The 25,250-nt window shown below is 72.8% G+C and carries 27 protein-coding genes and 1 other RNA gene; 13 read left to right on the top strand and 15 right to left on the bottom strand.

Annotated elements, in window-relative coordinates:
• Positions 1-157 precede the first annotated feature (157 nt).
• The 6 genes from ssrA to prfB form a co-directional block, all read right to left on the bottom strand.
• Positions 158-517: a transfer-messenger RNA gene (gene ssrA, locus ACERM0_RS07320) on the bottom strand.
• A 222-nt stretch (positions 518-739) separates the two neighbouring features.
• Positions 740-1,228, bottom strand: a complete 489-nt coding sequence (smpB, locus tag ACERM0_RS07315; protein ID WP_373677899.1) for an SsrA-binding protein SmpB — start codon at positions 1,226-1,228, stop codon at positions 740-742.
• Positions 1,229-1,274: 46 nt separating this feature from the next.
• Entirely contained in the window at positions 1,275-2,780 is a 1,506-nt protein-coding gene (locus ACERM0_RS07310) for a M23 family metallopeptidase (protein ID WP_373677898.1), read from the bottom strand.
• 138 nt (positions 2,781-2,918) lie between these two features.
• Positions 2,919-3,812, bottom strand: coding sequence for a permease-like cell division protein FtsX (ftsX, locus tag ACERM0_RS07305; RefSeq protein WP_373677897.1), 894 nt, complete (start codon positions 3,810-3,812; stop codon positions 2,919-2,921).
• Between the two features lie 144 nt (positions 3,813-3,956).
• A complete protein-coding gene (gene ftsE / locus ACERM0_RS07300; protein ID WP_373677896.1) occupies positions 3,957-4,655 on the bottom strand; it encodes a cell division ATP-binding protein FtsE in 699 nt (232 codons plus the stop codon).
• A 174-nt stretch (positions 4,656-4,829) separates the two neighbouring features.
• Positions 4,830-5,945, bottom strand: coding sequence for a peptide chain release factor 2 (gene prfB / locus ACERM0_RS07295; RefSeq protein ID WP_373677894.1), 1,116 nt, complete (start codon positions 5,943-5,945; stop codon positions 4,830-4,832).
• A gap of 397 nt (positions 5,946-6,342) precedes the next feature.
• Between prfB and ACERM0_RS07290 the strand changes: the two genes are divergently transcribed.
• Entirely contained in the window at positions 6,343-6,513 is a 171-nt protein-coding gene (locus ACERM0_RS07290; RefSeq protein ID WP_373677893.1) for a hypothetical protein, read from the top strand.
• 101 nt (positions 6,514-6,614) lie between these two features.
• Entirely contained in the window at positions 6,615-7,679 is a 1,065-nt protein-coding gene (gene add, locus ACERM0_RS07285) for an adenosine deaminase (RefSeq protein WP_373677892.1), read from the top strand.
• A 19-nt stretch (positions 7,680-7,698) separates the two neighbouring features.
• On the opposite strand, the gene ACERM0_RS07280 is transcribed toward add, so the two are convergent.
• Positions 7,699-8,127: an antibiotic biosynthesis monooxygenase gene (locus ACERM0_RS07280; RefSeq protein WP_373677891.1), complete on the bottom strand. Its 429-nt coding sequence runs from the start codon at positions 8,125-8,127 to the stop codon at positions 7,699-7,701.
• A gap of 262 nt (positions 8,128-8,389) precedes the next feature.
• On the opposite strand from ACERM0_RS07280, the gene ACERM0_RS07275 reads away from it, so the two are divergent.
• The 4 genes from ACERM0_RS07275 (at position 8,390) to ACERM0_RS07260 (ending at position 12,121) form a co-directional block, all read left to right on the top strand.
• Complete coding sequence (locus ACERM0_RS07275; protein ID WP_373677890.1) at positions 8,390-9,064, top strand: ABC transporter permease; 675 nt, start codon at positions 8,390-8,392, stop codon at positions 9,062-9,064.
• Positions 9,061-10,221 (top strand): betaine/proline/choline family ABC transporter ATP-binding protein, encoded by a 1,161-nt coding sequence (locus ACERM0_RS07270; protein WP_373677889.1) that lies wholly within the window; start codon positions 9,061-9,063, stop codon positions 10,219-10,221. The genes ACERM0_RS07275 and ACERM0_RS07270 overlap by 4 nt, the downstream gene beginning before the upstream one ends.
• Positions 10,218-11,045 carry an ABC transporter permease gene (locus tag ACERM0_RS07265; protein ID WP_373677888.1) on the top strand — a complete coding sequence of 276 codons (828 nt, stop codon included), beginning with the start codon at positions 10,218-10,220 and terminating at the stop codon, positions 11,043-11,045. The genes ACERM0_RS07270 and ACERM0_RS07265 overlap by 4 nt, the downstream gene beginning before the upstream one ends.
• A 68-nt stretch (positions 11,046-11,113) precedes the next feature.
• Positions 11,114-12,121, top strand: a complete 1,008-nt coding sequence (locus tag ACERM0_RS07260) for a glycine betaine ABC transporter substrate-binding protein (protein ID WP_373677887.1) — start codon at positions 11,114-11,116, stop codon at positions 12,119-12,121.
• A 25-nt stretch (positions 12,122-12,146) separates the two neighbouring features.
• Here the strand turns inward: ACERM0_RS07260 and ACERM0_RS07255 are convergent, their stop codons facing one another.
• Entirely contained in the window at positions 12,147-12,644 is a 498-nt protein-coding gene (locus tag ACERM0_RS07255; RefSeq protein ID WP_373677960.1) for a DUF427 domain-containing protein, read from the bottom strand.
• Between the two features lie 114 nt (positions 12,645-12,758).
• Between ACERM0_RS07255 and ACERM0_RS07250 the strand changes: the two genes are divergently transcribed.
• Complete coding sequence (locus ACERM0_RS07250; RefSeq protein ID WP_373677886.1) at positions 12,759-13,172, top strand: hypothetical protein; 414 nt, start codon at positions 12,759-12,761, stop codon at positions 13,170-13,172.
• Here ACERM0_RS07250 and tkt read toward each other — a convergent pair.
• Positions 13,123-15,141, bottom strand: a complete 2,019-nt coding sequence (gene tkt / locus ACERM0_RS07245) for a transketolase (RefSeq protein WP_373677885.1) — start codon at positions 15,139-15,141, stop codon at positions 13,123-13,125. The genes ACERM0_RS07250 and tkt overlap by 50 nt on opposite strands.
• A 111-nt stretch (positions 15,142-15,252) precedes the next feature.
• Here tkt and ACERM0_RS07240 point away from each other — a divergent pair, with 111 nt between their 5' ends.
• Complete coding sequence (locus ACERM0_RS07240; protein ID WP_373677884.1) at positions 15,253-16,752, top strand: NAD-dependent malic enzyme; 1,500 nt, start codon at positions 15,253-15,255, stop codon at positions 16,750-16,752.
• Between the two features lie 4 nt (positions 16,753-16,756).
• On the opposite strand, the gene mscL is transcribed toward ACERM0_RS07240, so the two are convergent.
• The 4 genes from mscL to ACERM0_RS07220 form a co-directional block, all read right to left on the bottom strand.
• Entirely contained in the window at positions 16,757-17,158 is a 402-nt protein-coding gene (gene mscL, locus ACERM0_RS07235) for a large conductance mechanosensitive channel protein MscL (RefSeq protein ID WP_373677883.1), read from the bottom strand.
• Positions 17,159-17,183: 25 nt separating this feature from the next.
• Complete coding sequence (locus ACERM0_RS07230) at positions 17,184-17,927, bottom strand: alpha/beta family hydrolase (RefSeq protein ID WP_373677881.1); 744 nt, start codon at positions 17,925-17,927, stop codon at positions 17,184-17,186.
• Positions 17,924-19,531, bottom strand: coding sequence for a class I adenylate-forming enzyme family protein (locus tag ACERM0_RS07225; protein ID WP_373677880.1), 1,608 nt, complete (start codon positions 19,529-19,531; stop codon positions 17,924-17,926). The genes ACERM0_RS07230 and ACERM0_RS07225 overlap by 4 nt, the downstream gene beginning before the upstream one ends.
• A gap of 126 nt (positions 19,532-19,657) precedes the next feature.
• On the bottom strand, positions 19,658-20,101 hold the full coding sequence (locus ACERM0_RS07220; protein ID WP_373677879.1) for a universal stress protein: 444 nt from the start codon (positions 20,099-20,101) through the stop codon (positions 19,658-19,660).
• Between the two features lie 171 nt (positions 20,102-20,272).
• On the opposite strand from ACERM0_RS07220, the gene ACERM0_RS07215 reads away from it, so the two are divergent.
• On the top strand, positions 20,273-20,875 hold the full coding sequence (locus tag ACERM0_RS07215; RefSeq protein WP_373677878.1) for a PH domain-containing protein: 603 nt from the start codon (positions 20,273-20,275) through the stop codon (positions 20,873-20,875).
• Between the two features lie 112 nt (positions 20,876-20,987).
• Positions 20,988-21,380 (top strand): CBS domain-containing protein, encoded by a 393-nt coding sequence (locus ACERM0_RS07210; protein WP_373677877.1) that lies wholly within the window; start codon positions 20,988-20,990, stop codon positions 21,378-21,380.
• Positions 21,381-21,403: 23 nt separating this feature from the next.
• Here the strand turns inward: ACERM0_RS07210 and ACERM0_RS07205 are convergent, their stop codons facing one another.
• Together ACERM0_RS07205 and ACERM0_RS07200 are read right to left on the bottom strand one after the other, a co-directional pair.
• On the bottom strand, positions 21,404-22,426 hold the full coding sequence (locus ACERM0_RS07205; RefSeq protein ID WP_373677876.1) for a YbhN family protein: 1,023 nt from the start codon (positions 22,424-22,426) through the stop codon (positions 21,404-21,406).
• Between the two features lie 80 nt (positions 22,427-22,506).
• On the bottom strand, positions 22,507-22,824 hold the full coding sequence (locus ACERM0_RS07200; protein ID WP_373677875.1) for a hypothetical protein: 318 nt from the start codon (positions 22,822-22,824) through the stop codon (positions 22,507-22,509).
• Positions 22,825-22,892: 68 nt separating this feature from the next.
• Here ACERM0_RS07200 and ACERM0_RS07195 point away from each other — a divergent pair, with 68 nt between their 5' ends.
• Genes ACERM0_RS07195 through ACERM0_RS07185 form a run of 3 tightly spaced genes read left to right on the top strand, consistent with a single transcriptional unit; the run spans position 22,893 to position 25,226 of the window.
• Positions 22,893-23,921 (top strand): GlxA family transcriptional regulator, encoded by a 1,029-nt coding sequence (locus ACERM0_RS07195; RefSeq protein WP_373677874.1) that lies wholly within the window; start codon positions 22,893-22,895, stop codon positions 23,919-23,921.
• A gap of 43 nt (positions 23,922-23,964) precedes the next feature.
• Positions 23,965-24,546: a TetR/AcrR family transcriptional regulator gene (locus tag ACERM0_RS07190; protein WP_373677873.1), complete on the top strand. Its 582-nt coding sequence runs from the start codon at positions 23,965-23,967 to the stop codon at positions 24,544-24,546.
• 5 nt (positions 24,547-24,551) lie between these two features.
• Complete coding sequence (locus ACERM0_RS07185; protein ID WP_373677872.1) at positions 24,552-25,226, top strand: lysoplasmalogenase; 675 nt, start codon at positions 24,552-24,554, stop codon at positions 25,224-25,226.
• The last annotated feature ends 24 nt before the right edge of the window (positions 25,227-25,250 follow it).

Below are 25,250 nucleotides of genomic sequence, written 5' to 3'. Positions count from 1 at the left end.
TGGTGGAAGCGTGGACAAGACCCGTTCCGTCGCTCCCTTGGCGGAGCGGCGGCCGGTCGCCTGTCCCCGTCCGGCAGCCCTTGACGGCTGTCCGGACGGCGCGTTCACCACACGAGCTTTCCACGAACGGATGGGGCGTTCTTCAACGAACACCCCGCGGTGGAGCTGCCGGGAGTCGAACCCGGGTCCCGCGATCCCGAAGCTCGGGGCTCTACGTGCGTAGGTCCTGGATGATCTCGGATGCGGTGCTCCAGGGCCAGACAGCCTCCGCATCCATACCGTCGAAGGTTTCCCCCACCGGCCCGACGGTCGGAGCCGGCGAGGTGGAGCCTCGTGATGTCGATCCGGTCCCCCTACGAGGCGTCAGGGGCGGATCGTCGCGGGTGTTTAGGCCGCGAGAGCCAGGTCGTTGTCCTTGGCGATTATGGTTTCCCACGCGTTTTGTCGAGGTCGCGTGAGCACCCTCGGCACGCTCCCATGGCAACGGACTGACCACGGTCGAGACCGAATCAGCCCCAGGTGTGTGCGCGTTTCGACGCTCTGCAGTTGTCAAACCCGGTCGGCCTTCCGGCTGAGCCGGGCCGATCAGTGTAACCCGCGCGGCCGGGCACGCGCAGCCCTTCGTGCCCGGAAGGTCACCGACGCGTGCCCGGCCGGCGGTCCCCGTCCCGGACGCCATGCCCACCGGACCCGTCGGCCGCGAGCGCCGCAGCTGAAGTGGCCGCGGACCGAGTAGCCGTCAGCGCCGCTGCTTGAGCGCTCGTTCGATCTCGCGCTGGGCGTCCCGCTTGGCGGCGGTCTGCCGCTTGTCGGCGACGTTCTTGCCGCGCCCGACGGCGAACTCCAGTTTGGCACGGCCGTCGCGGAAGTACAGCCGGGTCGGCACCAGCGTCACGCCCTTGGTCTCCACCGCGTGACGCAGCCGTTCGAGTTCGCGGCGGTGCAGCAGCAGCTTGCGCGGCCGGACCGGGTCGTGGTTGTTGCGGTTGCCGTACTCGTACTCGGGGATGTGGGCCTGCATGAGCCAGGCCTCGCCGTCCCGGTCGACCTTCACCCAGGCCTCTGCGAGCGAGCCCTTGCCACCACGCAACGTCTTCACCTCGGTGCCCTGCAGCACGAGGCCGGCCTCGAAGGTGTCGTCGAGGTGGTAGTCGAATCGGGCCCGCCGGTTGCTGACGATCAGCTTCGTGCCGTCGCCGCCGGCGCCCTTCTTGTTCTTGGCAGCCATCGCCGACGAGCCTAGCGGTCGTGCCAGCGTGCCCGACGCGTCGTGCCTAACAGCCGATGTAGGGGCACGGATCGGTGCGCGACCCGCCCTTCCAGATCTCGAAGTGCAGGTGCGGACCGGTCGAGTTGCCGGTCGAACCCTCCCGCCCGATGACCTGCCCCTTGGTGACCGAGGTACCGGCACCCACGGCGAGGCTGGACATGTGGGCGTACAGCGACAGGTCGCCGTCGAGGTGGTCGATCATGACGCACAGCCCATAGCCGCTGCCGCAGTTGGTGGTGTGGACGACCCCGCCGCGGCTGGCGTAGATCGGCGGGTTCCCACCGAGTTGGCTGGTGCAGGCGATGTCGACGCCCTGGTGCATGCGGCCCCAGCGCGAGCCGTACCGCGAGGTCACCCGTCCACAGGCCGCCGGCCACCCCCACGACGTCGAGGACGGTGGAGCGGCCTGGCCGCCACCACCGCCGCCGCTCCCACCGCTGCCGCTCCCGCCACTGCCGCTGCCGCCGCCACTGCCGCTGCCGCCACCGCTCGAGCTGCCACCGGCGGACGCCTCGCGCTCGCGTGCGGCCCGTTCCTCGGCCTCGCGACGCTCACGCTCCTCGCGCTCGGCCGCCTCGCGTGCGCGCTGCTCCTCCTCGGCACGCTGCCGGGCCTCCTCGGCGCGGCGGCGGGCAACCTCGGCGATCTCGCCCTCGAGGCGGGCGGCGTCCGCCTCGACGGCGGCGAGGTGGTCCTCGATGGCGTTGCGGTCGTCGACGATCGCCTCGAGCGCGGCCTGCTGCTCGGCGCGCTTGTCCGCGACGACCGCCGTCTGCGCCTCCTGGTCGGCGACGGCCCGTTCGACGTCGGCCGCGGCCTCGGCCGCCCGGGCCTCCTTGGCCTCGGCCTCGTCGGCGGCCCGCTGAGCGGCGGCGGCCTGCACCTCGGCGGCCTGGCGCAGCTGCTGCGCCCGCTCCCGCTGGGCCTGTACCCGGTCGAGCAGGCGCAGCACGGCCTCGACCAGCTCGCGGTCGTTGGCCATCACCTTGCCGACGTAGGTCGAGGAGTTGAGGAAGTCGGCGATGTCCCGCACGCCGGTGAACGCCTCGGCGAACGACACGTGGCCGTACTTGAAGGCCGCCCGCACCCGCTGGTCGAGCCGGGCCTGCTGCTCGTCGAGTTCGGCCTCGGTCTGCTCGAGCTCGTCGGTCACGCGCCGCAACTCGGCGCGGGCCTCGGCGGCCTGCTCGTTGGCCTCGTCAGCGGCCGCAGCGGCCTCGTCGGCGGCGGCCCGGGCTTCGTCGAGCCGTGCCTCGGCCGCGGTCAGCTCCGCGCGCCGCTCGCCAAGCGCGGCCTCGGCCTCCTCGAGCGCGGCCTGGGCCTGCGCGAGCCGCTCGCGGGCGCCCTGCTCGCGGGTGCGCACCTCGCCGAGCTGGCGCTCGCCCTGCTCTCGCTGCTGCTGGCGGTCCGCCAGCTCCCGTTCCAGTTCAGGGCTCTGCGCCGAGGCGACCGTCGGCAGCAGCAGCACCAACACGGTCGTCCCGGTGACGAGGTGGCGCAGGCGCAGCACGAGCCACGGCCCCTGATCGATCGGACGGCGCGAAACGGTAACACCGAAGTCCCACCGATGCGGGACGTTCTTCCTCGCCCTGTCGGCGTACCCGCCGCCGTCTCGAGCGTTTCTTGCACGGCGGCGGGTACGGGCCCCTCAGACGTCCAGGAAGCGGCGGAGGGCGACGACCGACGAGAAGGCGGCGATACCGGCACCGGCGGCCAACAGCCACGGGCCGACGGCGATCACCTGCGTGACGCCGATGAACGGCATCAACTCGATGTCACGCGACAGCTGGGCGGCGACCCGCGGGACGGAGGCGTACAGCAGCCCCCAGGAGATCACGGCGCCCAAGACCCCGGCGAACACACCCTCGAGCACGAAGGGGAGCCGGATGTACCAGTTGCTGGCGCCGACCAGCTTCATGATCGAGGTCTGCTCGCGGCGGGCGAACGCGGCCACGCGGATGGTGTTCGCGATCAGCACGCCGGCGGCGATCAGCTGGATGGCGGCGACGATGAGCGCGGCGTTGCGGATGACGTTGGTGAACCGCAGGAACTGGTCGAGCACCTGGCGCTGGTCGACGATCTCCTCGACCCCCGGGTAGGCCTCGAACTGCTCCGCGATCACGTTGAACAGCTGCGGGTTCTCCAGCCGCACCCGGAACGAGGCGGGCAGGACGTCCGGGTCGACCGACTCCACGAGGTTGGGCTGGTCGCGGAACAGCTCCCGGAACCGGTCGTAGGCGTCCTCCTTGGACTCGAAGAACACCTCGGCGACGACCGGCTGGGACTGGAGGTCCTCGCGCAGCTGCTCCTGCTGCTCCGGGGTGATCTCCGGGCAGGTGCGCCCGTCGCAGAGGAAGATCGAGACCTCGACCTTGCCGACCCAGTCGTCGGTGGCCAGCTCGACCTGGTCGGAGAGCAGCAGGCTGGCGCCCAGCAGCGTCAACGACACGGTCACCGACAGGATGACCGCGACGGTCATCATCAGGTTGCGTCGGAGGCCGACGAAGGCCTCCTGGAGGATGTAGCGCCAACGCGCGGACATGCGCCGTCCTTGTCGCTGTTGCGCCCCGGGACGGGGGGCGGCTTGCTGGTCACGTCCCCGCCACCGGCGGGGGTGGACGTGGCAGGGCTTATGTTTCGCGGGCAGGCGTGGACCCGGCGTCGGGAGCCGGGACGCCGCCCAGTCCTAGCCGGCGTAGCCGTAGACGCCGCGGGACTGGTCACGGACCACCAGACCGTTCTCGAGCTCGATGACGCGGCGGCGCATCGAGTCGACGATGTGTTGGTCGTGGGTCGCCATCACGACGGTGGCGCCCGTGCGGTTGATGCGATCGAGCAGCTTCATGATCCCGACGGAGGTCGACGGGTCGAGATTCCCCGTCGGCTCGTCGCACAGCAGGATGCGGGGGTTGTTGACGAACGCGCGCGCGACGGACACCCGCTGCTGCTGCCCGCCCGACAGTTCGTGGGGGTGGGCGTTGGCCTTGTCCTCGAGCCCGACGAGCTCGAGCACCTCGGGCACGCGCCGGTCGATCTCGCGGCGGTGGCGGCCGATGACCTCCATCGCGAACGCGACGTTCTCGTAGACGGTCTTGTTCGAGAGCAGCTTGAAGTCCTGGAAGACGTAGCCGATCTCGCGCCGCAGCATCGGCACCTTCCAGGGCCGGATGCTGGCGAGGTTCTTGCCGGCCACCCAGATCTCGCCCTCGTCGGGGCGCTGCTCGTGGGTCAGCAGGCGCATGAAGGTGGACTTGCCCGAGCCCGAGGGGCCGACGACGAAGACGAACTCGCCCTTGGCCACCTCGAGGGACACGTCCTTCAGCGCGACGACCTCGTCGTCGGCGCCGCGCTTGTAGGTCTTGGTCACGTTTCGGAGCGTGATCACGAGGGATCCTCCGACCGGGGGTGCGGTACTGGGGGGAGGCACCGCTCGGCGCCCCGACTCACGGGGCGCCGCTGGCTATGGGAACTGGGCGGTGCCGCGAGAAGGGCGCGGCCGGCCGCCGGACGATCGGGCAGGTTACCCAAGCTGGACGGACCGTCGAGGCGCCCGGCGGGGTCAGGCCTCGGCCGTGGTGCGGACCCGCCGCCGGAGTTCGGCCTCGATGAGGGCGTCGAGGTCGCCGTCGAGCACCGCCTGCACGTTGCCGGTCTCGTGCTCGGAGCGCAGGTCCTTGACCATCTGGTACGGGTGGAGCACGTAGCTGCGGATCTGCGAGCCGAATCCGACGTTCTGGACCGCGCCGCGCAGTTCGTCGAGCTGTTCGGCCCGCTTCTGCCGCTCGAGCTCGGCGAGCTTGGCCTTGAGCACGCGCAGCGCGGCCGCCCGGTTCTGGTGCTGCGACTTCTCGTTCTGGCAGCTGGCGACCAGGCCGGTCGGCAGGTGCGTGATACGGACCGCGGAGTCGGTGGTGTTGACGCTCTGGCCGCCCGGCCCGGACGAGCGGTAGACGTCCACCCGGATGTCCTCGTCGGGGACGTCCACCTCCTCGTCCACCTCCGGCAGCACCGGCACGACGTCGACCAGGGCGAAGGAGGTCTGCCGGCGCGCCTGCGAGTCGAACGGGCTGATGCGCACCAGGCGGTGCACGCCGTGCTCGGCGTTGAGCCAGCCGTAGGCGTCGGGCCCGCGCACCTCGAAGGTGGTCGACTTCAGGCCGGCCTCCTCGCCGTACGACTGGTCGAACACCTCGGTGTCGAACCCGCGCGTCTCCGCCCAGCGCAGGTACATCCGCTGCAGCATCTGGGCCCAGTCCATGGCGTCGACGCCACCCTCACCCGCGTGGATCGACACGATGGCGTCGTCGTGGTCGTGCTCGCCCCCCAGCATCGTCGCGATCTCGAACCGGTCGAGCTCGGCCCCGACCGCCTGCAGACCGGCCACCACCTCCGACGCCGAACCCTCGTCGTCCTCCTCGGCGGCGAGCTCGTCGAGCACCTCGAGGTCGTCGAGACGGGCGACCAGCGCGTCATAGCGCTGCAGGTCTCCTTCCACCCGTGACAGCTCCGTGGTCACGCCGCGGGCCCGATCGGGGTCGTCCCACAGTCCTGGCGACGCCGCCAGCTCCTGCAGTTCCTCGAGGCGCTGCCGCTTGGCGGCGATGTCGAGGTCGGCCTCGAGCTGCGCGACGCGACCGCGCGCCGTGGCGATCTCGTCGGCATGGGTGTCCGGCATCGGGGACGTGCTCCTGCGGAGAACGGGCGTCGGCGCCACCCCTCGGAGGTCGTCACGAGGCGGCGCGGCGATGCTATCGACCCGGCTTCGACCGGCCGACGGCGGGGCTGCGCACGCCCGGACGTGGGCATGGCGGGACGGGAGCCCTCCCCTCCAAGGGCGCCCGCCCCACCGGAAGTGCGCCCCGGACCGGACTCGGGATGCACCGCGTACCGGGTTCTGCGGTCGCCGGGCTCGCTCCTGCCGGGCGTCGCCCGACGAGCGGGCACCGCCCACCGTGGCGGCTGATGGGCGCTCGACGCGCAGGGAGGTATCGGCAGCAACCCGCCACACCTCCGGTGCGTCGAACGGGGCGCGGGCGGCCGGTGCCGCTCGCCGCGGCACCAGGAGGCCTGCCATGGAACACCTGCTCGTCGTCGCCGGCGTGCTGGCGACCGCCACGTTCGCCACGGGTGTGCTGCTGCCGGTGCTGGCACGCCGTGCGGCCACCGACGCCGACCGTGCCGCCGGTGACCGCATCGCCGCCGACGAACTGTCGGCGCTGCGTCGGGGCGCCGCGTCGCGCTGACCGCCCCGGACGGTGGTGAAGTAGGTTGCGCCGCCACCCGGTGCACCGGTGCACCGGGCCGGCCCGCGTGACGTCCCGCGCGGACCTCGAAGGAGCCGGTCGTGTCCGCGTCCTCGCCCTCGTCCCGCGCGTCCGCCCCGGGGGTGACGGACGACGACCTCGTCGCACTGCCCAAGGTCGAGCTGCACGTGCATCTCGAGGGCTCGATCGCCGCACCGACGGCCGTGGAACTGGCCCGGCGGCACGGGGAGGACCCGGAGGCCGTGTTGGAGGTGGTCCGCGGCCGCGACGGTCAGCTGGCCTACCCGGCCCCGTTCCGCGACTTCCTCCACTTCGTCGACACCTTCCTGGCCACCAGCCGCCAGGTCCGCACGCCGGACGACCTCGCGACGGTCGCGGCGGCCTTCGCACGAGGTCAGGCCGCGCAGGGCGTGCGCTGGACCGAGGCGACCTTCACCGCGCTGACCCTCGTCGACAACGGCATGGAACCGGCCGCGATGTGGCAGGCGCTGCGCGACGGGTTCGCCGAGGTGCCCGACACCCGCGTCGGCCTGATCGTCGACAGCGTGCGCGACCTGGGCGTCGATGCCAGCAAGCGCACGGTGCGCCTGGTCGAGGAGGCCGACGCGCCGATCGTCGGACTCGGCCTGACCGGGATCGAGGGGTCGGTGCCCGAGCGTGACTTCGGCCACCTGCGCGAGGTCGCCGACCGGCTGGGGCTCGGCCTGGCCGTCCACGCCGGCGAGACCGGGACGCCCGACAACGTCCGCTCGGCGCTCGACGACCTCGGCGCGCAGCGCATCGGTCACGGCATCGCGACCGCCGCGGACCCCGAGCTGCTCGCGCGGGTCGCCCGCGAGCAGGTGGTGCTGGAGGTGTGCCCCAGCTCCAACGTGACGCTGTCGATCGTGCCCGACCTGGACGCCCACCCGCTGCCGACGCTGTGGGAGGCCGGCGCCGCCGTCACCATCAACAGTGACGACCCGCCGTTCTTCTCCACCACGCTGACCGACGAACTCCGGCACGCCGAGCGGCTGCTGGGACTGAACCGCCGCGACCTCGCCGACCTGCAGCGCCGGGCCGCGCGCGCGGCCTTCGCGCCGCCGGAGGTACGGGCCGACCTCGTGGGCCAGATCGACCGCTGGGACGCCGGCTCCCCCGGGTGAGGAGCCGGCGCCGGACGGCTCAGGCCTTGACGGCGCTCGTGACCACGTCGAAGTGCCACAGTTCCGAGCCGGTGGCCGCCGGGCCGCCGTGCCCGGCGCCCGCCTCGCCGCCGTGCCCGGTCGGCGCGCCAGCGCCCTGCGGGCCGCCGCCGGCGGGCACGCCCGGGTGGCCGCCGCCCTCGCTGGCCTCGGCCCGGGCCGCGTCCGCCTGGCTCTGCGCGTGCCCCTTCTGGAAGGCGTTCGAGCTCATCCAGGCCTCGAACGCCGCCTCGTCACGCCAGCGGGTCACCACGAGATAGCGGTCGAAGCCCTCGGTCGGTCGCAGCAACTCGAACGACTCGAACCCGTCGACCTTCTCCACCTCCCCGGCGCGGGCGGCGAAGCGCTGCTCGAGCACCTCACCGCGACCCTCGGGCACCGTCAGGACGTTGATCTTCACCACGGACACGTCTCGCACTCCTCTGGGCGGGATCCCATGAGCCTACGGGCGCGCGCCGGCGTCACCGTGCGCCACGGGCAGCACGGTCGCCGTGTGTGCCGCGGGGCAACACGCCGGCACCCCGGACCGCCACCGGCCGATATGGACGAGCGGACAGGAGTTCGTCCGTTCGGACGGGCCTAGCGTGCTCATTCCGGGGACGAGGCCGCGCGACGCCCCACGGAGCGCGGCCGGGAGGAGAAGCAAACCGGCCGCGTCCGGCCCTGCCGCCGTGACGCTGCCCTCGACGAAGACGGACGACGTGACGGTCTGGGACTACCTCGAGCGCCGGTGGGACACCGTGCTCGAACTCGCCATCGAGCACCTGCTGCTCGTGCTCGGTTCCGTCCTGATCGCCACCATCATCGGCGTCGGCCTGGGTCTGCTGGTCCACCGCCACCGGGCCGCGTCCACCGTCCTCGTCACGGTCACCAACACCGCCTTCACGGTGCCGTCCCTGGCGTACTTCTCGGTGTTCCTGGTGTGGTTCGGGCTCGGCCTGCAGCCATCGGTGTGGACGTTGGTGATCTACGCCCTCCTGCCGATCGTGCGCAACACCATCACCGGACTCGCCCAGGTCGACCAGGCGATCGTGCGCGCCGCCACCGGCATGGGCATGGGCCGCGGCCAGGCGCTGCTGCGCATCGAGTTGCCGCTGGCCCTGCCGGTGATCATGTCGGGCGTGCGCATCGGCGCGGTGCTGACCGTCGGCATCGCCGCCGTCGCGGCCTACGTCGGCGGACCGGGCCTGGGCAGCGAGATCTTCGGCGGCCTCGGCGCGATCGGTTCGGCGCGCGGGGTTCCGCAGGCGATCGTGGGAACGCTCGCGATCGTGGTGGTGACCGTGATCGTCGACCTGATGATGGCCGCCAGCCACCGGGTCCTGACGCCGAAAGGCCTGCGATGACCGCCGCATCGGAGCCGATGATCCGGCTCGAGGCGCTGACCAAGCACTACCCCGGGCAGCGACAACCGGCCGTCGACGCGCTGGATCTGGCCATCCCCGAGGGCGAGATCGTCATGCTGGTCGGCCCGTCGGGCTGCGGCAAGACGACCACCCTGGAGATGATCAACCGGCTCGTCGAGCCCAGCTCGGGACGGATCATCCTCGAGGGCGAGGACGTCACGCACATCGACCCGGACGCGCTGCGGCGCCGGATCGGCTACGCCATCCAGCAGATCGGGCTGTTCCCCCACCGCACGATCGCGCAGAACATCGCCACGGTCCCGCGGCTGCTCGGCTGGTCCAAGGAGCGCATCCGGGACCGTGTCGACGAACTGCTCGAGATGGTCGGGCTCGAGCCCACCGAGTACCGGGACCGCTACCCGAAGGCACTCTCCGGCGGACAGCGGCAACGCGTCGGTGTGGCGCGGGCCATGGCCGCCGACCCGCCCGTGCTGCTCATGGACGAGCCGTTCGGCGCCACCGACCCGATCACCCGCAACCGGCTGCAGGACGAATTCCGTCGGATCCAGGACGACATCGGCAAGACCATCGTGTTCGTCACGCACGACATCGACGAGGCGATCACGCTCGGCGATCGCATCGCGATCCTGCAGGTGTCCGCACAGATCGCCCAGTACGACACTCCGGAGAACATCCTCAGCAACCCGGCCGACGACTTCGTCGTCGACTTCCTCGGCAGCGGCAGCGTCTTCAAGCGCCTCGATCTCGCCCGCGTCCGTGACGCGCATCCCGACCGCGACTGGCCGACGCTGCCCGTCGACGCCGACGTCGAGGCAGCACGGCGCCTGACCGCCGGCGACCACCGTCCCGTGCTGGTCGTCGACGAGGGCAAGCCGCTGCGCTGGCTGCGCCCGGAACACCTCGCCGACGCGCCGGAGCTGCGCGACGCCGGCCTGGCGGTGGGCCGTCTGCTGCAGCCGACCGACCGGCTGTCCGAGGCGCTGACCGAACTGCTGGTCGCCAGCGTCCCGGCGGCACCCGTCATCGACGGCAACGGCCGCTACCTCGGCGTGCTCGACCTCGCGACCCTCCACCGCGCCGTGGCCGACCTGCAGTCGGAGGCGCGCGGCACCGGCCAGCAGGGGGCCGCGACGTGAGCGCACCGACGGAGGCGGACGCGGCACCGTCGCTCGAGGAGGGCGACGACGCCGGTGCGAGCCCGCACGCGCCGGTCACGCTCGGCGCGACCTCCCCGGCCGGACGGGTGCTCGGTTACGTCTGGACCCCGCTGCTGGTCGGTGCCAGCTGGGCGCTGCTGTACTGGTGGCTGTCGCAGCGGGAGCTCGGTTCCATCGAGCAGCGCAACCTGACGTGGAGCAACGTCCGCACCGCGTTCGTGCAGCACCTCGACATCTCGCTGTGGGCGACCGTGTTCGTGCTGCTGATCGCGATCCCGCTGGGCGTCGCACTGACCCGGCCGTGGGCACGGCGCGTGGCGCCGTCCATCGTCACGTTCGCCAGCATCGGCCAGGGCGTCCCGTCGCTGGGCACGATCATCCTGGCCTTCCTGATCATCACCCGCACCGGCCGCAACGCCGCGATCATCGGCCTGGTCGCCTACTGCTTCCTGCCCGTGCTGCGCGGCACGATGGTCGGGCTGCAGCAGGTGTCCGTGGACGTCGTCAAGGCCGGTCGCGGCATGGGCATGAGTCGCGGCCAGGTGCTGCGACTGATCGAGCTGCCGCTGAGCGTGCCGGTCGTCCTGACCGGGGTGCGTACCTCGTTGGTCCTGACCGTCAGTTCCGCGCCGCTGGCCGCGTTCATCGGCGCCGGAACGCTGGGCGCATTCATCACCAGCGGCTTCGCCCTCACCCGCCCCACGCTGATCTACGTCGGTGCCGTGCTGGCCGCCGGCCTGGCGCTGCTGGCCGACTGGCTGGGCGGGATCATCGAGGACGTCCTGCGCCCCCGCGGGCTGTGACGTCCTCCCCCGCCTGCTTCTCCGCCCGCTCTCGTCCACCACACGAACCCGACGACAAGGAGCATCACGTGCGACCCACCATCCGATCGGTGCGGCGACCGTTCGCCGCCGTCGCCGCCGCAGCGCTGCTGCTGGCCGCCTGCAACGGTGACGACGACGCCACCCCCGACGGCGGCGGCGACGCCGGGGCCGCCGAGGACGGCGGCGAAGGCAGCATCGCGCAGAACTACGACCTCTCCGGCGCGTCGTTCCACGTCGGCACCAAGGACTTCGCGGAGCAGTACATCATCGCGCAGATCCTCGTCCAGGCCCTCGAGGCCGCCGGCGCGGACGTGGAGTACACCCAGGACCTCGCCTCACCCGACGGCGCCCGCAACGCGCTGCTGGCCGGCGAGGTCGACCTGGCCTGGGAGTACACCGGCACGGCATGGATCAACTACCTCGGCAACGACGAGCCCCTCGACGACCCGATGGAGCAGTACGAGGCCACCGCCGAGCAGGACCTCGAGGAGAACGGGGTCGTCTGGTCCGAACCCGCACCGTTCGACAACACCTACGGGTTCGCGATGAGTCGCGAGGCCTACGAGGAGTACGGCCTCGACACGGTGTCCGACCTGGCGGCCTGGGTGGAGGAGAACCCCGATCAGGCGACGCTCTGCGCCGACGCGACCTTCCCGACCCGTGACGACGGTCTGCCGCGCATCGAGGAGGTCTACGACTTCCAGTGGCCGACCGACGTCATCATCGGCAACATGGACTTCGGCGTGATCTACCAGTCGATCGCCGAGCGCGACCCGTGCGAGATCGGCGAGATCTTCACCACCGACGGCCGCATCCTCGCCCTCGACCTGCAGGTGCTCGAGGACGACCAGAACGGCTTCATCAGTTACCTGTCCGCCGTGCAGATGATGGAGGCGACCGCGGACGAGTACCCGGAGCTGCTGGACCTGATCGCGGAGCTGGGTGCGCCGATCGACGAGGAGCTGATGACGGAGATGAACGCCGCCGTCGACGTCGACGGCGAGTTCCCCGAGGACGTGGCCGAGCAGTACCTGCGCGACCAGGGCTTCATCTGAGCCGACCGACCCTACGGTGGCCGGCTCACCACCACTCGGTCCCGGGCCCGCCCTTGAAGGGCCCGACGACCCGTGAGGTGATCCAGCCACCGTAGAAGTCGCCCTGGACGCTACGAACCGTCTCGTCGTCGACCGTGATGCGCTCGACCCGCTGCGGGTAGAAGGCGATGCGGTCGGTGAGCACCTCGTAGCCGGGCGTCGGCCGCGGGTACCACCAGCAGGCGTGCGCGGAGCGCTGGCCCTCGACCAGCAGGTCCGCGTACGCCGCCTGGCCCTTGAACTCGCACCAGGTCCGCCGCTCGGTGGGCGCCAGCGCGGATGCGTCCACGTCCTCCCGCGGCAGGTAGTAGACCGGCGGGTGCGAGGTCTCGCACACGCGTACGGCCGCGTGGCTGTCGCCGACGATCCGCCCGGCGAACCACACGCGCACGTGCTCGCGCGACGGGTCGACGGTCGGCGGTCGCGGATAGTCCCAGACGGATTCCTGACCGGGGCCGGGACGCTCCGGACGTGGACGACGCAGCACGGCGCTTCCTCTGCCGACGGCTTCCATCCCACGTTCGAACCCGATCCGTCCCTGGACCGTACGCTCCCGCCCGCACGCAGACGACCGACCCCGAGCACACGAGTCGACGCCGTGGCCAGGATCCCCGACCCGGACGACCACCGCCGACAGTTCGCGGCGCTGGATCTCGCCCAGCGCCGGGCCATCGTGCGGGCCGTCAACCGCGGCGTGGCCGTCGACAAGCGCAAGCACGCCCCGCTGGCCGTGGTGATCGCCCGCCGTCAGATGCGCCTGTGGCGCTGGGCCTGGCTGCTCGGGCCGGTCATCGGGCTCGTGCAGATCACCGCGGGCTGGCAGGCGGCGCTGCTCAACGCCCTCATCGGCACGACCATGCTGGGGCTCGTCGCGCGCTTCTGGTACCTGCGGGCCAGCCGGGCCGAGGCCGCGAACCTCGCCTTCGCCGAGGGTCGCGGCCGCGGCCGGCCCACGAAGGACGTCAGCCGTCCAGCAGGCCGCGGGCGACCTCGGCGACGTGCTCGGGGGTGAACCCGAACACCTCGAAGAGCTTCTCGGCCGGCGCGGACGCACCGAAGCGCTCCATGGCGACCACTGCACCGGCGTCGCCGACCCAGCGCTCCCAGCCGAAGTTCGCCGCGGCCTCGACGGCGACCCGCGCCCGGACCTGCGGGGGCAGCACCTCGTCGCGGTAGGCCTGGTCCTGGGCGCCGAAACGCTCCCACGAGGGCATCGACACGACGCGGACGCGGTGGCCCTCGCCGGCCAGTTGCTCGGCGGCGCCGAGGCAGTGCTGCACCTCGGAGCCGGTACCGATGAGGATCAGCGCCAGCTCCGTGTCGGCCGGGCCGAACTCGCCGAGCACGTACGCGCCGCGGTCGACGGCGTCGGCCGGCTTGTCGCCCAGCGGCGGCAGCCCCTGGCGGGTCAGCGCCAGCACCGACGGGCCGTCGTGCTCCAGCGCCGCCCGCCACGCGCCGACGGTCTCGTCACCGTCGGCGGGGCGCAGCACCTGCAGCCCCGGGATGGCACGCAGCGCGGGCAGGTGCTCGATCGGCTGGTGGGTGGGGCCGTCCTCGCCCAGCCCGATCGAGTCGTGGGTCATGACGTAGACGACGTTCTGCTTCATCAGCGCCGACAGGCGGATCGCCGGGCGGCAGTAGTCGGTGAAGATCAGGAAGGTGGCGACGTACGGCCGGATCCCGCCGTGCAGCGCCATCCCGTTGGCCATCGCGGCCATCGCGTGCTCGCGCACGCCGAACCGCATGTTGCGCCCGAGCCTCCCCCCGGGGCCGCCCCCACCCGGCCGCTCGTCGGCGGAGAAGTCGCCGCCGCCCTTGACGTCGGTGTTGTTCGAGGCAGCCAGATCGGCCGAGCCGCCGAACAGTTCCGGCACCCGCTCGGCGATGGCGTTGATGACCGCTCCCGAGTGCTGGCGCGTGGCGGCCTTCTCGTCCAGCGTCGGCAGGGCGTCGGTCCAGCCCTCGGGCAGCTCGCCGCGCACGACCCGGCGCTCGAACTCGGCCGCCAGGTCCGGGTGGGCGTCGCGGTAGGCGGCGAAGCGCTCCTCCCACGCCTCGCGCGCGGCCCGCCCGCGCTCGCGCAGGTCGAGGTGGTCGCGGACGTCGTCGGGGACGGTGAACGGCTCCTCGTGCGGCCACCCCAGCGCCTGCTTGGTGGCGGCGACCTCGTCGGGACCCAGCGGCGAGCCGTGCGAGGACGAGGTACCGGCCTTGTTGGGAGAGCCGAACCCGATCACCGTGCGCACCGCGACGAGGCTGGGGCGCTCGTCGGCGTCGGCGGCGGCGATCGCCGCGCGCAGGGCGTCGAGGTCGTTGCCGTCCTCCACCCGCTGGGTGTGCCACCCGTAGGCGTCGAAGCGGGCCAGCACGTCCTCGCTGAAGGCCAGGTCGGTCTTGCCGTCGATCGTGATCGTGTTGTCGTCGTACAGGTAGGTGATCCGTCCGAGTCGCAGGTGGCCGGCCAGCGAGGCGGCCTCCGCAGCGACGCCCTCCATGAGGTCGCCGTCGGAGACGATCCCGTAGACGCGGTGGTCGACGACGTCGTGGCCGGGCCGGTTGAACTCGGCCGCGAGGCGCTCGATCGCCACGGCCATGCCGACGCCGTTGGCGAGGCCCTGACCGAGCGGCCCCGTCGTGGTCTCCACGGCGTCCAGCAGGAAGTTCTCCGGGTGGCCCGCGGTCGGGTAGCCCCACTGGCGGAAGTGCTGCAGGTCCTCGAGGTTCGGGCGTTCGTAGCCGGCCAGGTGCAGCGCCGCGTACAGCAGCATCGAGCCGTGGCCCGCGGACAGCACGAACCGGTCGCGGTCGGGCCAGTCGACCCGCGTCGGGTCGAGCCGCATGACCTCGTTGAACAGCACGTACGCCATCGGGGCGCACCCCATCGGCATCCCCGGATGACCGGAGTTGGCCTGCTGGACGGCATCCATGGCCAGCGTGCGGATCGTGTCGATGGACCGCTGGGCGAGTTCGGCGGACATGCAGGAGGCTCCGGAGACGAGGACGGATACGGCGCGCGGCGCGAATGCGGGCGACGGTGGCCGGCAGCCTATCCTCGCCATGGTCCTGGCCCGGGAGAGCGGGAAACCACTGTGCCACCGTTGCCGCAACGCCTGACCCTCCGGCTCGCCCTGGAGAACGCCCCCGGGATGCTGGCGCGGGTCACGGGCGTCCTGGAGGCGTGTGGCGCCGAACTCGTCGCCACCGAGCGCACCGACGAGCAGCGCCACGTCGTCTTCCGCGACATCACCGTCGAGGTCCGCGACGACACCCACGCCGACGCCGTCGCCGCCGCGCTCGTCGACGAGGAGGGCGTGGAGCTGCTGTCGATCCTCGACGACGTGCTGGCGGCGCACGAGGGCGGCAAGATCCGCGTCGAGGTGACGCGCGAGGTGCGCGGCCCCGAGGACCTGGCGCTCGTCTACACGCCCGGGGTCGCGAAGGTCTGCCAGCTGATCGCCGAGGACCCGGTCGCGGCCTACCGGTTCACGGTGCGCGGCAACTCCGTCGCGATCGTCACCGACGGCTCGGCGGTGCTCGGACTGGGCGACATCGGACCGCTCGCGTCACTGCCCGTCATGGAGGGCAAGGCGATGCTGCTGAAGTCGTTCGGCGGTGTCGACGCCTACCCGCTGCTGGTCGACGAGCACGACCCGGACGCGTTCGTGGAGACCGTCGCCCGCATCGCCAGCGGCTTCGGTGGCATCAACCTCGAGGACATCTCGGCGCCGCGCTGCTTCGAGATCGAGGGCAAGCTCCGTCAGCGGCTGGACATCCCCGTCTTCCACGACGACCAGCACGGCACCGCCGTGGTCGTGCTGGCGGCGCTGATCAACGCCGCCCGCGTGGTCGAACGCGACCTCACGAGCCTGCGGGTCGTCGTGCAGGGCATCGGCTCGGCCGGCGTCGCGATCATCAACCTGCTGCGGGCCGCCGGTATCCAGGACATCGTCCCGGTCGACGTGCACGGCATCGTGGAACCGCGCCGGAAGGGCACCGACCCGATCCGTCGCCGCCTCGCCCGGCAGGTCAACCCTCGGGAGTTGAGCGGCGGCAAGGCGGTCGCCCTGCGCGACGCCGACGTGTTCATCGGCGTGTCCGGCCCGAACTCTCTGCCGCTGGAACTGGTGCAGACCATGGCACCGGACCGGATCGTGTTCGCGCTGGCCAACCCGACGCCGGAGATCCATCCCGACGTGGCCCGCGGGCACGTCCGGGTGATGGCCACCGGTCGCTCCGACTTCCCGAACCAGATCAACAACGTGCTGTGCTTCCCCGGGCTGTTCCGCGGCCTGCTGGACGCGGCCGCGACCACGGTCACCGACGAGATGAAGATCGCCGCCGCGCACGGCATTGCCTCGATCGTCGGCGACGACCTGGGGGCGGACTACGTCGTGCCCTCCCCCTTCGACCGCTCGGTCGTGCCGGTCGTCGCCGACGCGGTGGCCCGCACGGCCCGCGAGCAGGGGCTCGTGCGGCCCGGATCCCACGGCTCGCGCGACTCGGAGTCCCAGGCGGCCCTGCACGAGGCGGCGCGGCGCGCGGTGAAGCGCGCCGTGGCCGCCCGCTTCGCGAGCGAGTCGACCGGCTGAGGCGTCAGACCTGAGGGCCGGCGGGGTCGCGGTGGGCGAGCGCGTCGCGGATCTCGCGTAGCAGCACGACCTGCTCGGGGTCGGCCTCGGGCTCCGGCTCGTCGGGGTGCTGGCGCTGGAGACGGTTGTAGCCCTTGACGATGAAGAACAGCACGATCGCGATCAGCAGAAAGTTGACCAGCGCCGTGAGCACCGCGCCGACGGAGCCGGCGCACTGGCCGCCCTCGCAGGCGAACTGCCCGACGCTGTCGAAGTCGGGCTGACCGAAGACGAGGGCGATCAGCGGCATGATCAGCCGCTCGACGATGGCGTTGACGACGCCGGTCACGGCCACACCCATGACGAAACCGACGGCCAGGTCGACGAAGTTGCCGCGGTTGACGAACTCCCGGAACTCCTGGATCACGCGGGGAACCTCCTGGCGCCCGCGCTCATACGTGCAGCGAGGCGAGCCACTGGGCGATCGGGTCGGTCAGATCCTGCAGGACCCGGACCGCGCTGCGGGGGGTGCCGTCGGGGCTGGCGGCACCCGTGACCTTCAGCGAGTGGTCGCCGCCCGGGACGACCTGGAGCGTCGCACGTCGCGGCAGCTTGCGCACGTGTTGGCGTAGCAGGTCGAGGTCGCAGAACGGGTCGCGGTCGCCCTGCAGGAACAGGCACGGCACCGGCACGTGGGGCCAGTGGGCGACGCGCAGCTTGTCCGGCTTTCCCGGCGGGTGCAGTGGATAGCCGTAGAACAGCAGGCCTGCCGCGGGCGGCTGGGCGCCGGTCGCGTCCGAGGTACCGGGCTCGGTCGCGACCGCGAGCGAGGCGACCCGACCGCCGTAGGACTTGCCGCCGACCACCCAGCCGACCGGGCCGGGGTGGATGCCCTCGGCGTGGAGGAGCCCGTCGGCGGCCTGCCACAGCGAGCGGAAGGACGCGACGGAGGTCTCCGCGCGGGGCGCCGCACGCCGGCCGGCCTCGCGGTAGGCGAGGTTGGCGCGGACGGTCACGCAGCCGAGCCCCGCGAGGACGTCGGCGAGCGCGACGAGGCCCTCGCCGTCGAGGTCGCCGCCGGCACCGTGCGTCAGCAGGACCGCCGGCCCGGTGAGTTCGTCGGGCAGGTGGAGGACGGCCGTGACGTGGTCGACGTTGGCGTCGACGACCGGGAGGGTCAGTCGTTCGGTCTTCACGGGGCTCCTGTTGCGTCGTCGTCGCGCCGTTCGGCCACCAGCCGCGTGGCCGCGTCGCGGTCGATCTTGCCGTGGTTGCCGCGCGGGATCGCCTCGACCGTCACCACCTCGCGGGGACGGCGGTAGCCGGCGGTCTGCCGGCCGGCCCACGTCAGGAAGCGGTCGGCGTCGAAGTCGGGCGCCGGCACGACCGCCGCGACCGGCCGCTCGCCGGTGCGTTCGTCGGGCAGGCCGACGACGGCCAGCTCACGCACGCCCGGCGCGTCGCGCAGCGCCGCCTCCACCTCCGCGGGGAAGACCGAGAAGCCGGCGACCTTCAGCCGGTCACGGTGGCGTCCGGAGACGGCGAGCAACCCGCCCGGCCAGACGCGCCCGACGTCGCCGCTGGCGAACCATCCCTGCCCGTCGGGGCCGGGGTCGTCGCGGCCCTCGTAGCGACGTAGCACGGCGCTTCCGCGCCACTGCAGCTCGCCGCTGCGGCCGGCCGACAGTGGTCGTCCCTCGCCGTCCACGGCGCGCACGCGGACGCCCGGCAGCGCGAACGCCAGCGGCGGGGACGGCAGCCGGCCGACCGGGCTCGGCGGCAGCAGCCGCACGGCCGCCGGGCCGGACAGTTCGACCATGCCGTAGATGTCGAGGAAGGCCGCCTCCCCCACGGCCCGACCGGCGACCTGCGCCATCGCGCCCCGGCGCTGGAACCGGCGGGCCCGGTCGAGCGGCATGGCGTCCGCGGACGAGACCCACAACTGCACGCTCGACAGGTCGAACGCGTCGGCGCCGGCGGATTCGAGGTCGGCGTACATGGTGGGGACGGCGACGACGACGTTGGGGCGGCGGTGCTCGAGCAGCTCCAGCACCTCCGACGCGTCGAAGCGCGACCGCCGCAGCAGCGGCACGCCGGCGGCGAGACTCGCCAGCAGGACCGACAGACCCATGACGTGCGTCAGCGGCAGGGCGGCGAAGACGAGGTCGCGGCCACCGCGGACCCCGGAGCGACGCCCCACGGGGAGGCCCGCAAGCCGCCCGAGTACGCCCAGCAGTCCCCGGCTGCTCAGCGCGGCCGCCTTCGGCACCCCGGTGGTACCCGAGGTGGCCAGCAGCACGGCCGTCTCCCGCGGGTCCCGGCCAGCGGCAGCGAGGGGAGCCGCGGTCTCGACGGACCGGGCGAGCTCCGCGGTGGCCCAGACCTCGAGCCCCGAGGGCAAGCGGTCGCGCACGTCGGTGTCGGCCACCGCGGCGGTGGCGTCGGCGGCGTCGGCCACCGCGGCCAGCTCTGCCGGCGCGAGCCGGGGGTTGACCGGCACTGCCACCGCGCCCAGCCGCGCCAGGGCGAACAGCAACAGCGCGACGTCGACGCGATCGTCGATCACCACCAGGACCCGCCGACCGGGACCCGCGCCGGTCTCGCGCAGGACGGCTGCGAAGCGCCCGACCGCCTCCTCCAGGTCCCGGAACACGAGCGCCACCCCAGCCGCCGACGTGGGCGTTGGGGTGGGATCCTCGATGGCCGGCCGGTCGCCGTAACGCGACGCGAGCACGGCGGTGAGATCCCCGAGATGGACGCCGCGACCGCGCACGAGCGCGGCCGCGTCCGGGCCCAGCACTCGGACGGGCTCCTCGGTGGGGGACGCGGTGCGGGCGCGCAACCTAGCCGCCGGTGCGCCGGCGGCGTCGAGTGGTGCGCCGCGCGGCGCGGCCGGGGCAGTGGACGCGCCGGCGGAACTTCCCCGTCAGTCGGCGTGCCGGCGCTCCGGCACGACCACGACGACCGGGCAGGGACTGTGCGTGACGACCTGCTGGCTGACCGAGCCGAGCAGCAGACCCCGGAACCCGCCGAGCCCGCGGGCACCGACGACGACCAGCTCCGCGTCGGCGGCGCGGCCGCACAGCACACCCGCCGCCCCGCCCGCCTGGACGGTCGTCACCGTCGCCACGTCCGGCTTCGGGACGATCTTGGCGACCGCGTCCTCGACCACCTGCTTCGCCGCGGCCTCGAGCTCGGCGTCCGTGGGCAGGTCCGTGACCAACATGCCCGGCATGAACGCGACCTCTGGCCTGGCGAAGGCGTGGACGAGCTCCAGCTCCGCTCCTCGTAGTTCGGCTTCCGCGAATGCCCACTGCAACGCGCGCTGCGCGTCCTCCGAGGCGTCGATACCCACGACGATGGTGCCCATGTTCTGACCTCCCGGACCAGGACGGCCGTGTGGCGGTCCGAGATCAGCATCGCCACAACGGCGGCGCTCCGGCAGGGAGGCAAGGCCCCAATGGGATGGTCCAAGGGCCCGGCGGCGGGTCGGGCTCTCCTAGCATGCCGTGTCGGGGCGTCGCGACGACGGAGGACCTCCATGCGCTATCCGGAGCGGCTGTTGTCCGACGACGAAGAGGTGCTACTGCTGTTCCGGCCGCACTGGAAGGTGCTGCTCCCCGCCCTGGCGTGGGCGATGGTCCTCGCGGCGCTCGGCGGTGCCGCCTTCGCCGCGCTCGACGCCCCGTGGGAATGGACGGCCGTCGGGGTGGCCGTCGCGCTGTGGCTGCTGCTGTCCGGCCGCGCCGTCCTGTCCTGGTGGTTCACCGCGTACGTGCTCACCACGGAACGGATCGTCGTGCGGCGCGGCATGATCGCCCGCACGGGTGTGGAGATCCCGCTCGAGCAGGTGACCAATGTGCTCTTCAGTCAGACGGTGCTCGAGCGGCTGTTGCGCTACGGCGACGTGGTCCTCGAGGCGGCCGGGAGCCAGGGGCGCAGCGAACTGCACGACATCCCGGATCCCGAGGGCTTCCAGCACGACGTCTACAAGGCCCGCGAGCTGCGCATGCTGCACCACCGCACCGGTGCCACGCGAGCCGACCCGGTCGGGGCGCTGGAACGGCTGGCCGACCTGCGCGAGCGTGGCCACCTGACGGCCGAGGAGTTCGAGGCCGAGAAGCGCCGCCTGCTCGGTCGGTGAGATCCGGCCCGACAGTGCCCTCGCCAAGGTCCCGACGACGCGGTGACCTTGTGCCCTGCCCCGGCAGGTGCCCGTGCGCGACGGTGACGGCCCCGCCTGCAGGAGGCACCTCATGACCACCACCCTCACCTCCAATGTCGGCGACGTCGTCCACGCGCCGATCGCCACCGTGGCCCCCAGCGCCACGCTCGAGGCGGCCGCGTCGCTGCTGGCCGCCGACCAGGTCGGCCTGCTCGTGGTCGTCGACCCGACCGGGGTCCGTGGCGTGCTGTCCGAACGGGACATCGTCGCCGCGGTCGCCGACGGGGTCGAGCTGGCCGTCGAACGCGTCGCCGACTTCGCCGTCACCGACGTGCTGATGGTCGACGAGGCCAGCACGATCCGCGAGACGGCGACGCTGATGGGCGAGGCGCAGGTCCGCCACCTGCTGGTGACCCGGCGCGGCACCCCGGTCGGCGTCGTGTCGATCCGCGACCTGTTGGCAGCGCTGCTCCCGACGGCCTGATCGCGGCGTACCGACCCGTCGGGTCAGTCCCCGGCCGCGGCCGCCTCCCCGCCAGGGGGCCGGACCAGCATCGTCGTCCCCGCCAGCGCCGGGAGCCACGTCGCCAGGACGCGGTACAGCACGACCACGGTCGCGGCCTGCGAGGCCGGCGTGCCGAGGGCGACGAAGGCACCGACCATCCCGCTCTCCACGAAGCCGACGCCCCCGGGCGTGACCGGGACGGCGGCACCGATCTGCGAGACGCCGAACCCCACCAGCAGAACCGTCAGCGACACCGGTTCGCCGATGGCCAGGAAGACCAGGGCAAGCGCGGCGATGTCGGCGCTCCAGTTGACGGCGGACCAGGCCACGACCCGGAGCAGCCTGCCCACGGTCGGTGGGTCGTCGTGCACGACCTCCAGGGAACGCCGCCAGCCGTCGACGCGGGTCGCGACGGCCCGATGGAGCCGCCCGAGCCGTCCGAGCACCCGCCGGGCGACGGCCGGCGAGCGCAGGACCGCCACGACGGCGGCGACGACGCCGAGCAGGACGACGACCAGGCCGGCGATGCCGCCGAGCACGATCCCGGGCAGTTCGGCCTCCAGGACGGCCGAGGCGACACCGACCGCGGCGAGCAGTGCGATGGTGACGGTCGCCAGCGTGGCCGTCAGCACCATGCTTGCGGTGGCCTGTGGCCCGCTGAGGCCGAAGGCCTGCAGACGACGCACGATCAGCGCGCCCGCGACGGCGCCGCCGCCGGGCACCGTCTGGCTCACGGTGAACGCGCTCATCGACACGTTGAGCGCCTCGCGCAGGCGCAGGCGGCCCCGTACCGCCGCGGCGCTGCTGCGGTGGACCTGCCCGAGCGTCACCAGCGTGATCGCCTCCAGGCCCAACGCCGCCAGCAGCGGCCACCAGGCGGCCCTCGCCAGCGCGTCGAGGGCGTCGCGGACACCGATGAACGCCACCCCGACGGCGTAGACGGCGACCACCAACACGACGCCGAGGAGGAGCCGCCGCCCCGGACGCGTGGACGCGGTGGCGTCCGCGTCCGTGTCCTGTCCCAACGCTCGCTCCGGCCGCCCGACGGTTCGCCCCACCGCGGGACCCTAGGGGCTGCGGCGGGGCGCGAGGCACCGGCGACCGGTCAGGCCGCGGGGTGCCGACGGGTGCCGTCGGCCTCCGGCGTGACGGCGCCGTGCGCGAGCCGGAGCAGGCGCCGATGGGCGGCGGCGAAGCGTCGTCCGATGACCGGCGCGGGTGGCACGGGCTCGGCGATGGTGCTGGTCGGGTCGGCCTCGTGCTCGATGCCGCGGGTGTGTCGCCAGGCGGCGTCGACTGCGCCGCGTTCGAGGTCGGCGGCGACGCGGGCCGCGAGGTCGTCCAGGCGGGCCCGCAGGAGCTCCGGCGCGACGGCGCCGTTGCCCATGATCGGGGCGGTGAAGGCGGTGCGGGTGGGGTTCATGGCGGTCCTCCGTGGTCGAGGCCCACTGTGCGCCGAACCCTTGACAACCACGACTGGCAGGAGAGACGATGTTCGAAACTTTTCTGCCAGCCACCTCGGAGCTGCGTGCCATGGGCCACCGTGTCGCCGCCGTCGTCCTGGACGAGGCCAACCCGTTCGAGTTCTCCGTCGCGGCCGAGGTGTTCGGGGTCCACCGCCCGGAGATCCCCGGCTGGGACTACGACTTCCGCCTCGCCGCACCACGGCGCAGCGTGCGCCTGGCCGGCGGCATCGAACTGCGCACCCCGTACGACATCGACGCCGTCGCGGGCGCGGACACCGTGGTGCTGCCCGCCCTGAACCCGTTCGGCGACGTGTCGACGGACCTGCTCGACGCCGTCCGCCACGCCCATGCCGGCGGCGCGCGTGTCGTGTCGTTCTGCAGCGGCGCGTTCCTCGTCGCGGAGACGGGACTGCTGGACGGACGCCGCGCGACCACGCACTGGATGTACACCGACCTGTTCCGTGAGCGCTTCCCGCGGGTGCGCCTGGATCCGAACGTGCTGTTCGTCGACGAAGGCGACGTGCTGACCTCCGCCGGCACCGCGGCCGGCATCGATCTGTCGCTGCACATCGTGCGCAAGGACCTCGGTGCCGAGGCCGCCCGGGTCGTCGCCCGCCGGATGGTCGTGCCGCCGCACCGGGACGGCGGACAGGCCCAGTTCATCGACGGGGCGGCCGAGCCGCGGGTGCGCGCCGACGACCTCGCCGGGGTGCTCGAATGGGCGCGCCGTCACCTCGAGGAGGACCTGTCCGTGGCCGTGCTGGCCGGCCGCGCCAACATGAGCGAGCGCACCTTCGCGCGCCGGTTCAAGGAGTCCACCGGCACCACGCCGTTCCGGTGGCTGCTGACCCAGCGGCTGCAGCGCGCCCAGGAACTGCTGGAGACCAGCGACCTCGACGTCGACCACATCGCCGTGCGGGCCGGCTTCGGCACCTCGACGAACCTGCGGGAACACTTCCGGCGCGAACTGCGCACGACGCCGTCGGCCTACCGCCGCTGCTTCGTGGGGACGCGCCCGCCCGCCACGCCACTCCCCGACCGCCGAAGCGCCTGAGCGTACGAGGCGGACCTCCCCCCGTGTGTCAGACTGCCGCGCCATGCCGACCACCCCGCGCCCCAACTACTCGGCCACGTCGCTGCTGGACGTGGCCGTGCGCGTGTTCAACGAGCGCGGCTACGACGGCACCTCGATGGGCGATCTCGCCACGGCGCTGGGCATCACCAAGTCGAGCATCTACCACCACGTCGCCGGCAAGGAGGCTTTGCTGGGCCTCGCCCTGGACCGGGCGCTGTCGGCCTTGTTCGCGGTGCTCGACGAGCCGGCGTCCACGACCGGTCGGCCGCGCGACCGCCTCGAGCACGTCGTGCGTCGAAGCGTCGCCGTCCTCGACGCCGAACTGCCGTTCGTCACCCTGCTGCTGCGGGTGCGCGGCAACACGCCGACCGAGCAGGAAGCGCTGGAGCGGCGCCGGGAGTTCGACCGGCGCGTGGCCGACCTGGTGGCCCGGGCCGTCGCCGACGGGGACCTGCGCGCCGACCTCGACCCGGCGCTGGTGACCCGGCTGCTGTTCGGCACGGTGAACTCGCTGGTGGAGTGGTACCGGCCAGGGCGCGGGTCGTCGGCGGAGGAGGTCGCCGACACGCTCGTCGAGATGACCTTCCGCGGCCTGGAACGCTGACGTCCATGGCCGTGCTGTGGGCGTACGTGGCGCTGTCCATCGCCAACGTCGTCGGCCACCTCGGCGACGCCGCCTGGCTCACGACCGCGTCGAAGCCGCTCCTGATGCCGGTGCTGGCGGCCTGGCTGTGGACGTCCACGCCTCCATCACGGTTACGGCGCCTGACCTTCGTGGCCCTGGCCTGCTCGTGGCTGGGCGACCTCGCGCTCATGGGTGCTGGCGACGGCTGGTTCCTCGCGGGCATCGGTGGGTTCGCCCTGGCGCAGATGGTCTACGTGGCTGCCTTCTGGCCGCTGGCACGCACGGGACCGCCGCGACGCCGGCCGGCGGTCCTGCTCCCCTATGCCGTGGTCTGGATGGCGCTGATGCCGTACCTCGCGACGCGGGTCGACGAACTGTTCGTCCCGGTCGCGGTCTACGGGCTGCTGCTGGTGACCATGGCGGCGCTGGCCCTGGGCGTGCACCGCCTGACCGCGATCGGGGCGGTCCTGTTCGTGGTCTCCGACGGCCTCATCGCGTTGACCGCACTCGCCGACCTGACGCTGCCGGCCTCGGGCGCGCTGGTCATGGCCACCTACACGGCCGCGCAGGCGCTGATCGCCGCGGGCGTGCGGGACCGGTCCCGCGCGGCCGAAGACTCCGCGCACCTCGGCGACGGTGCACCGCGCCTTACGCTGTAGGCCCCGGCCGGTGGAGATGCCGAA

Origin of the sequence: Egicoccus sp. AB-alg2 (assembly GCF_041821065.1) — a bacterium.
Taxonomy (GTDB): Bacteria; Actinomycetota; Nitriliruptoria; order Nitriliruptorales; family Nitriliruptoraceae; genus Egicoccus.
The sequence above is the reverse complement of the archived record's forward strand: the minus strand, read 5'-3'. Positions and strand labels throughout refer to the sequence as shown.

Excerpts from the sequence above, each read along its gene's own strand:
- smpB (WP_373677899.1), bottom strand. The coding sequence starts at position 1,228 with ATGGCTGCCAAGAACAAGAAGGGCGCCGGCGGCGACGGCACGAAGCTG.
- ftsX (WP_373677897.1), bottom strand. The coding sequence starts at position 3,812 with ATGTCCGCGCGTTGGCGCTACATCCTCCAGGAGGCCTTCGTCGGCCTC.
- prfB (WP_373677894.1), bottom strand. The coding sequence starts at position 5,945 with ATGCCGGACACCCATGCCGACGAGATCGCCACGGCGCGCGGTCGCGTC.
- ACERM0_RS07290 (WP_373677893.1), top strand. The coding sequence starts at position 6,343 with ATGGAACACCTGCTCGTCGTCGCCGGCGTGCTGGCGACCGCCACGTTC.
- ACERM0_RS07270 (WP_373677889.1), top strand. The coding sequence starts at position 9,061 with ATGACCGCCGCATCGGAGCCGATGATCCGGCTCGAGGCGCTGACCAAG.
- tkt (WP_373677885.1), bottom strand. The coding sequence starts at position 15,141 with ATGTCCGCCGAACTCGCCCAGCGGTCCATCGACACGATCCGCACGCTG.
- ACERM0_RS07220 (WP_373677879.1), bottom strand. The coding sequence starts at position 20,101 with ATGGGCACCATCGTCGTGGGTATCGACGCCTCGGAGGACGCGCAGCGC.
- ACERM0_RS07215 (WP_373677878.1), top strand. The coding sequence starts at position 20,273 with ATGCGCTATCCGGAGCGGCTGTTGTCCGACGACGAAGAGGTGCTACTG.
- ACERM0_RS07210 (WP_373677877.1), top strand. The coding sequence starts at position 20,988 with ATGACCACCACCCTCACCTCCAATGTCGGCGACGTCGTCCACGCGCCG.
- ACERM0_RS07200 (WP_373677875.1), bottom strand. The coding sequence starts at position 22,824 with ATGAACCCCACCCGCACCGCCTTCACCGCCCCGATCATGGGCAACGGC.
- ACERM0_RS07195 (WP_373677874.1), top strand. The coding sequence starts at position 22,893 with ATGTTCGAAACTTTTCTGCCAGCCACCTCGGAGCTGCGTGCCATGGGC.
- ACERM0_RS07190 (WP_373677873.1), top strand. The coding sequence starts at position 23,965 with ATGCCGACCACCCCGCGCCCCAACTACTCGGCCACGTCGCTGCTGGAC.
- ACERM0_RS07185 (WP_373677872.1), top strand. The coding sequence starts at position 24,552 with ATGGCCGTGCTGTGGGCGTACGTGGCGCTGTCCATCGCCAACGTCGTC.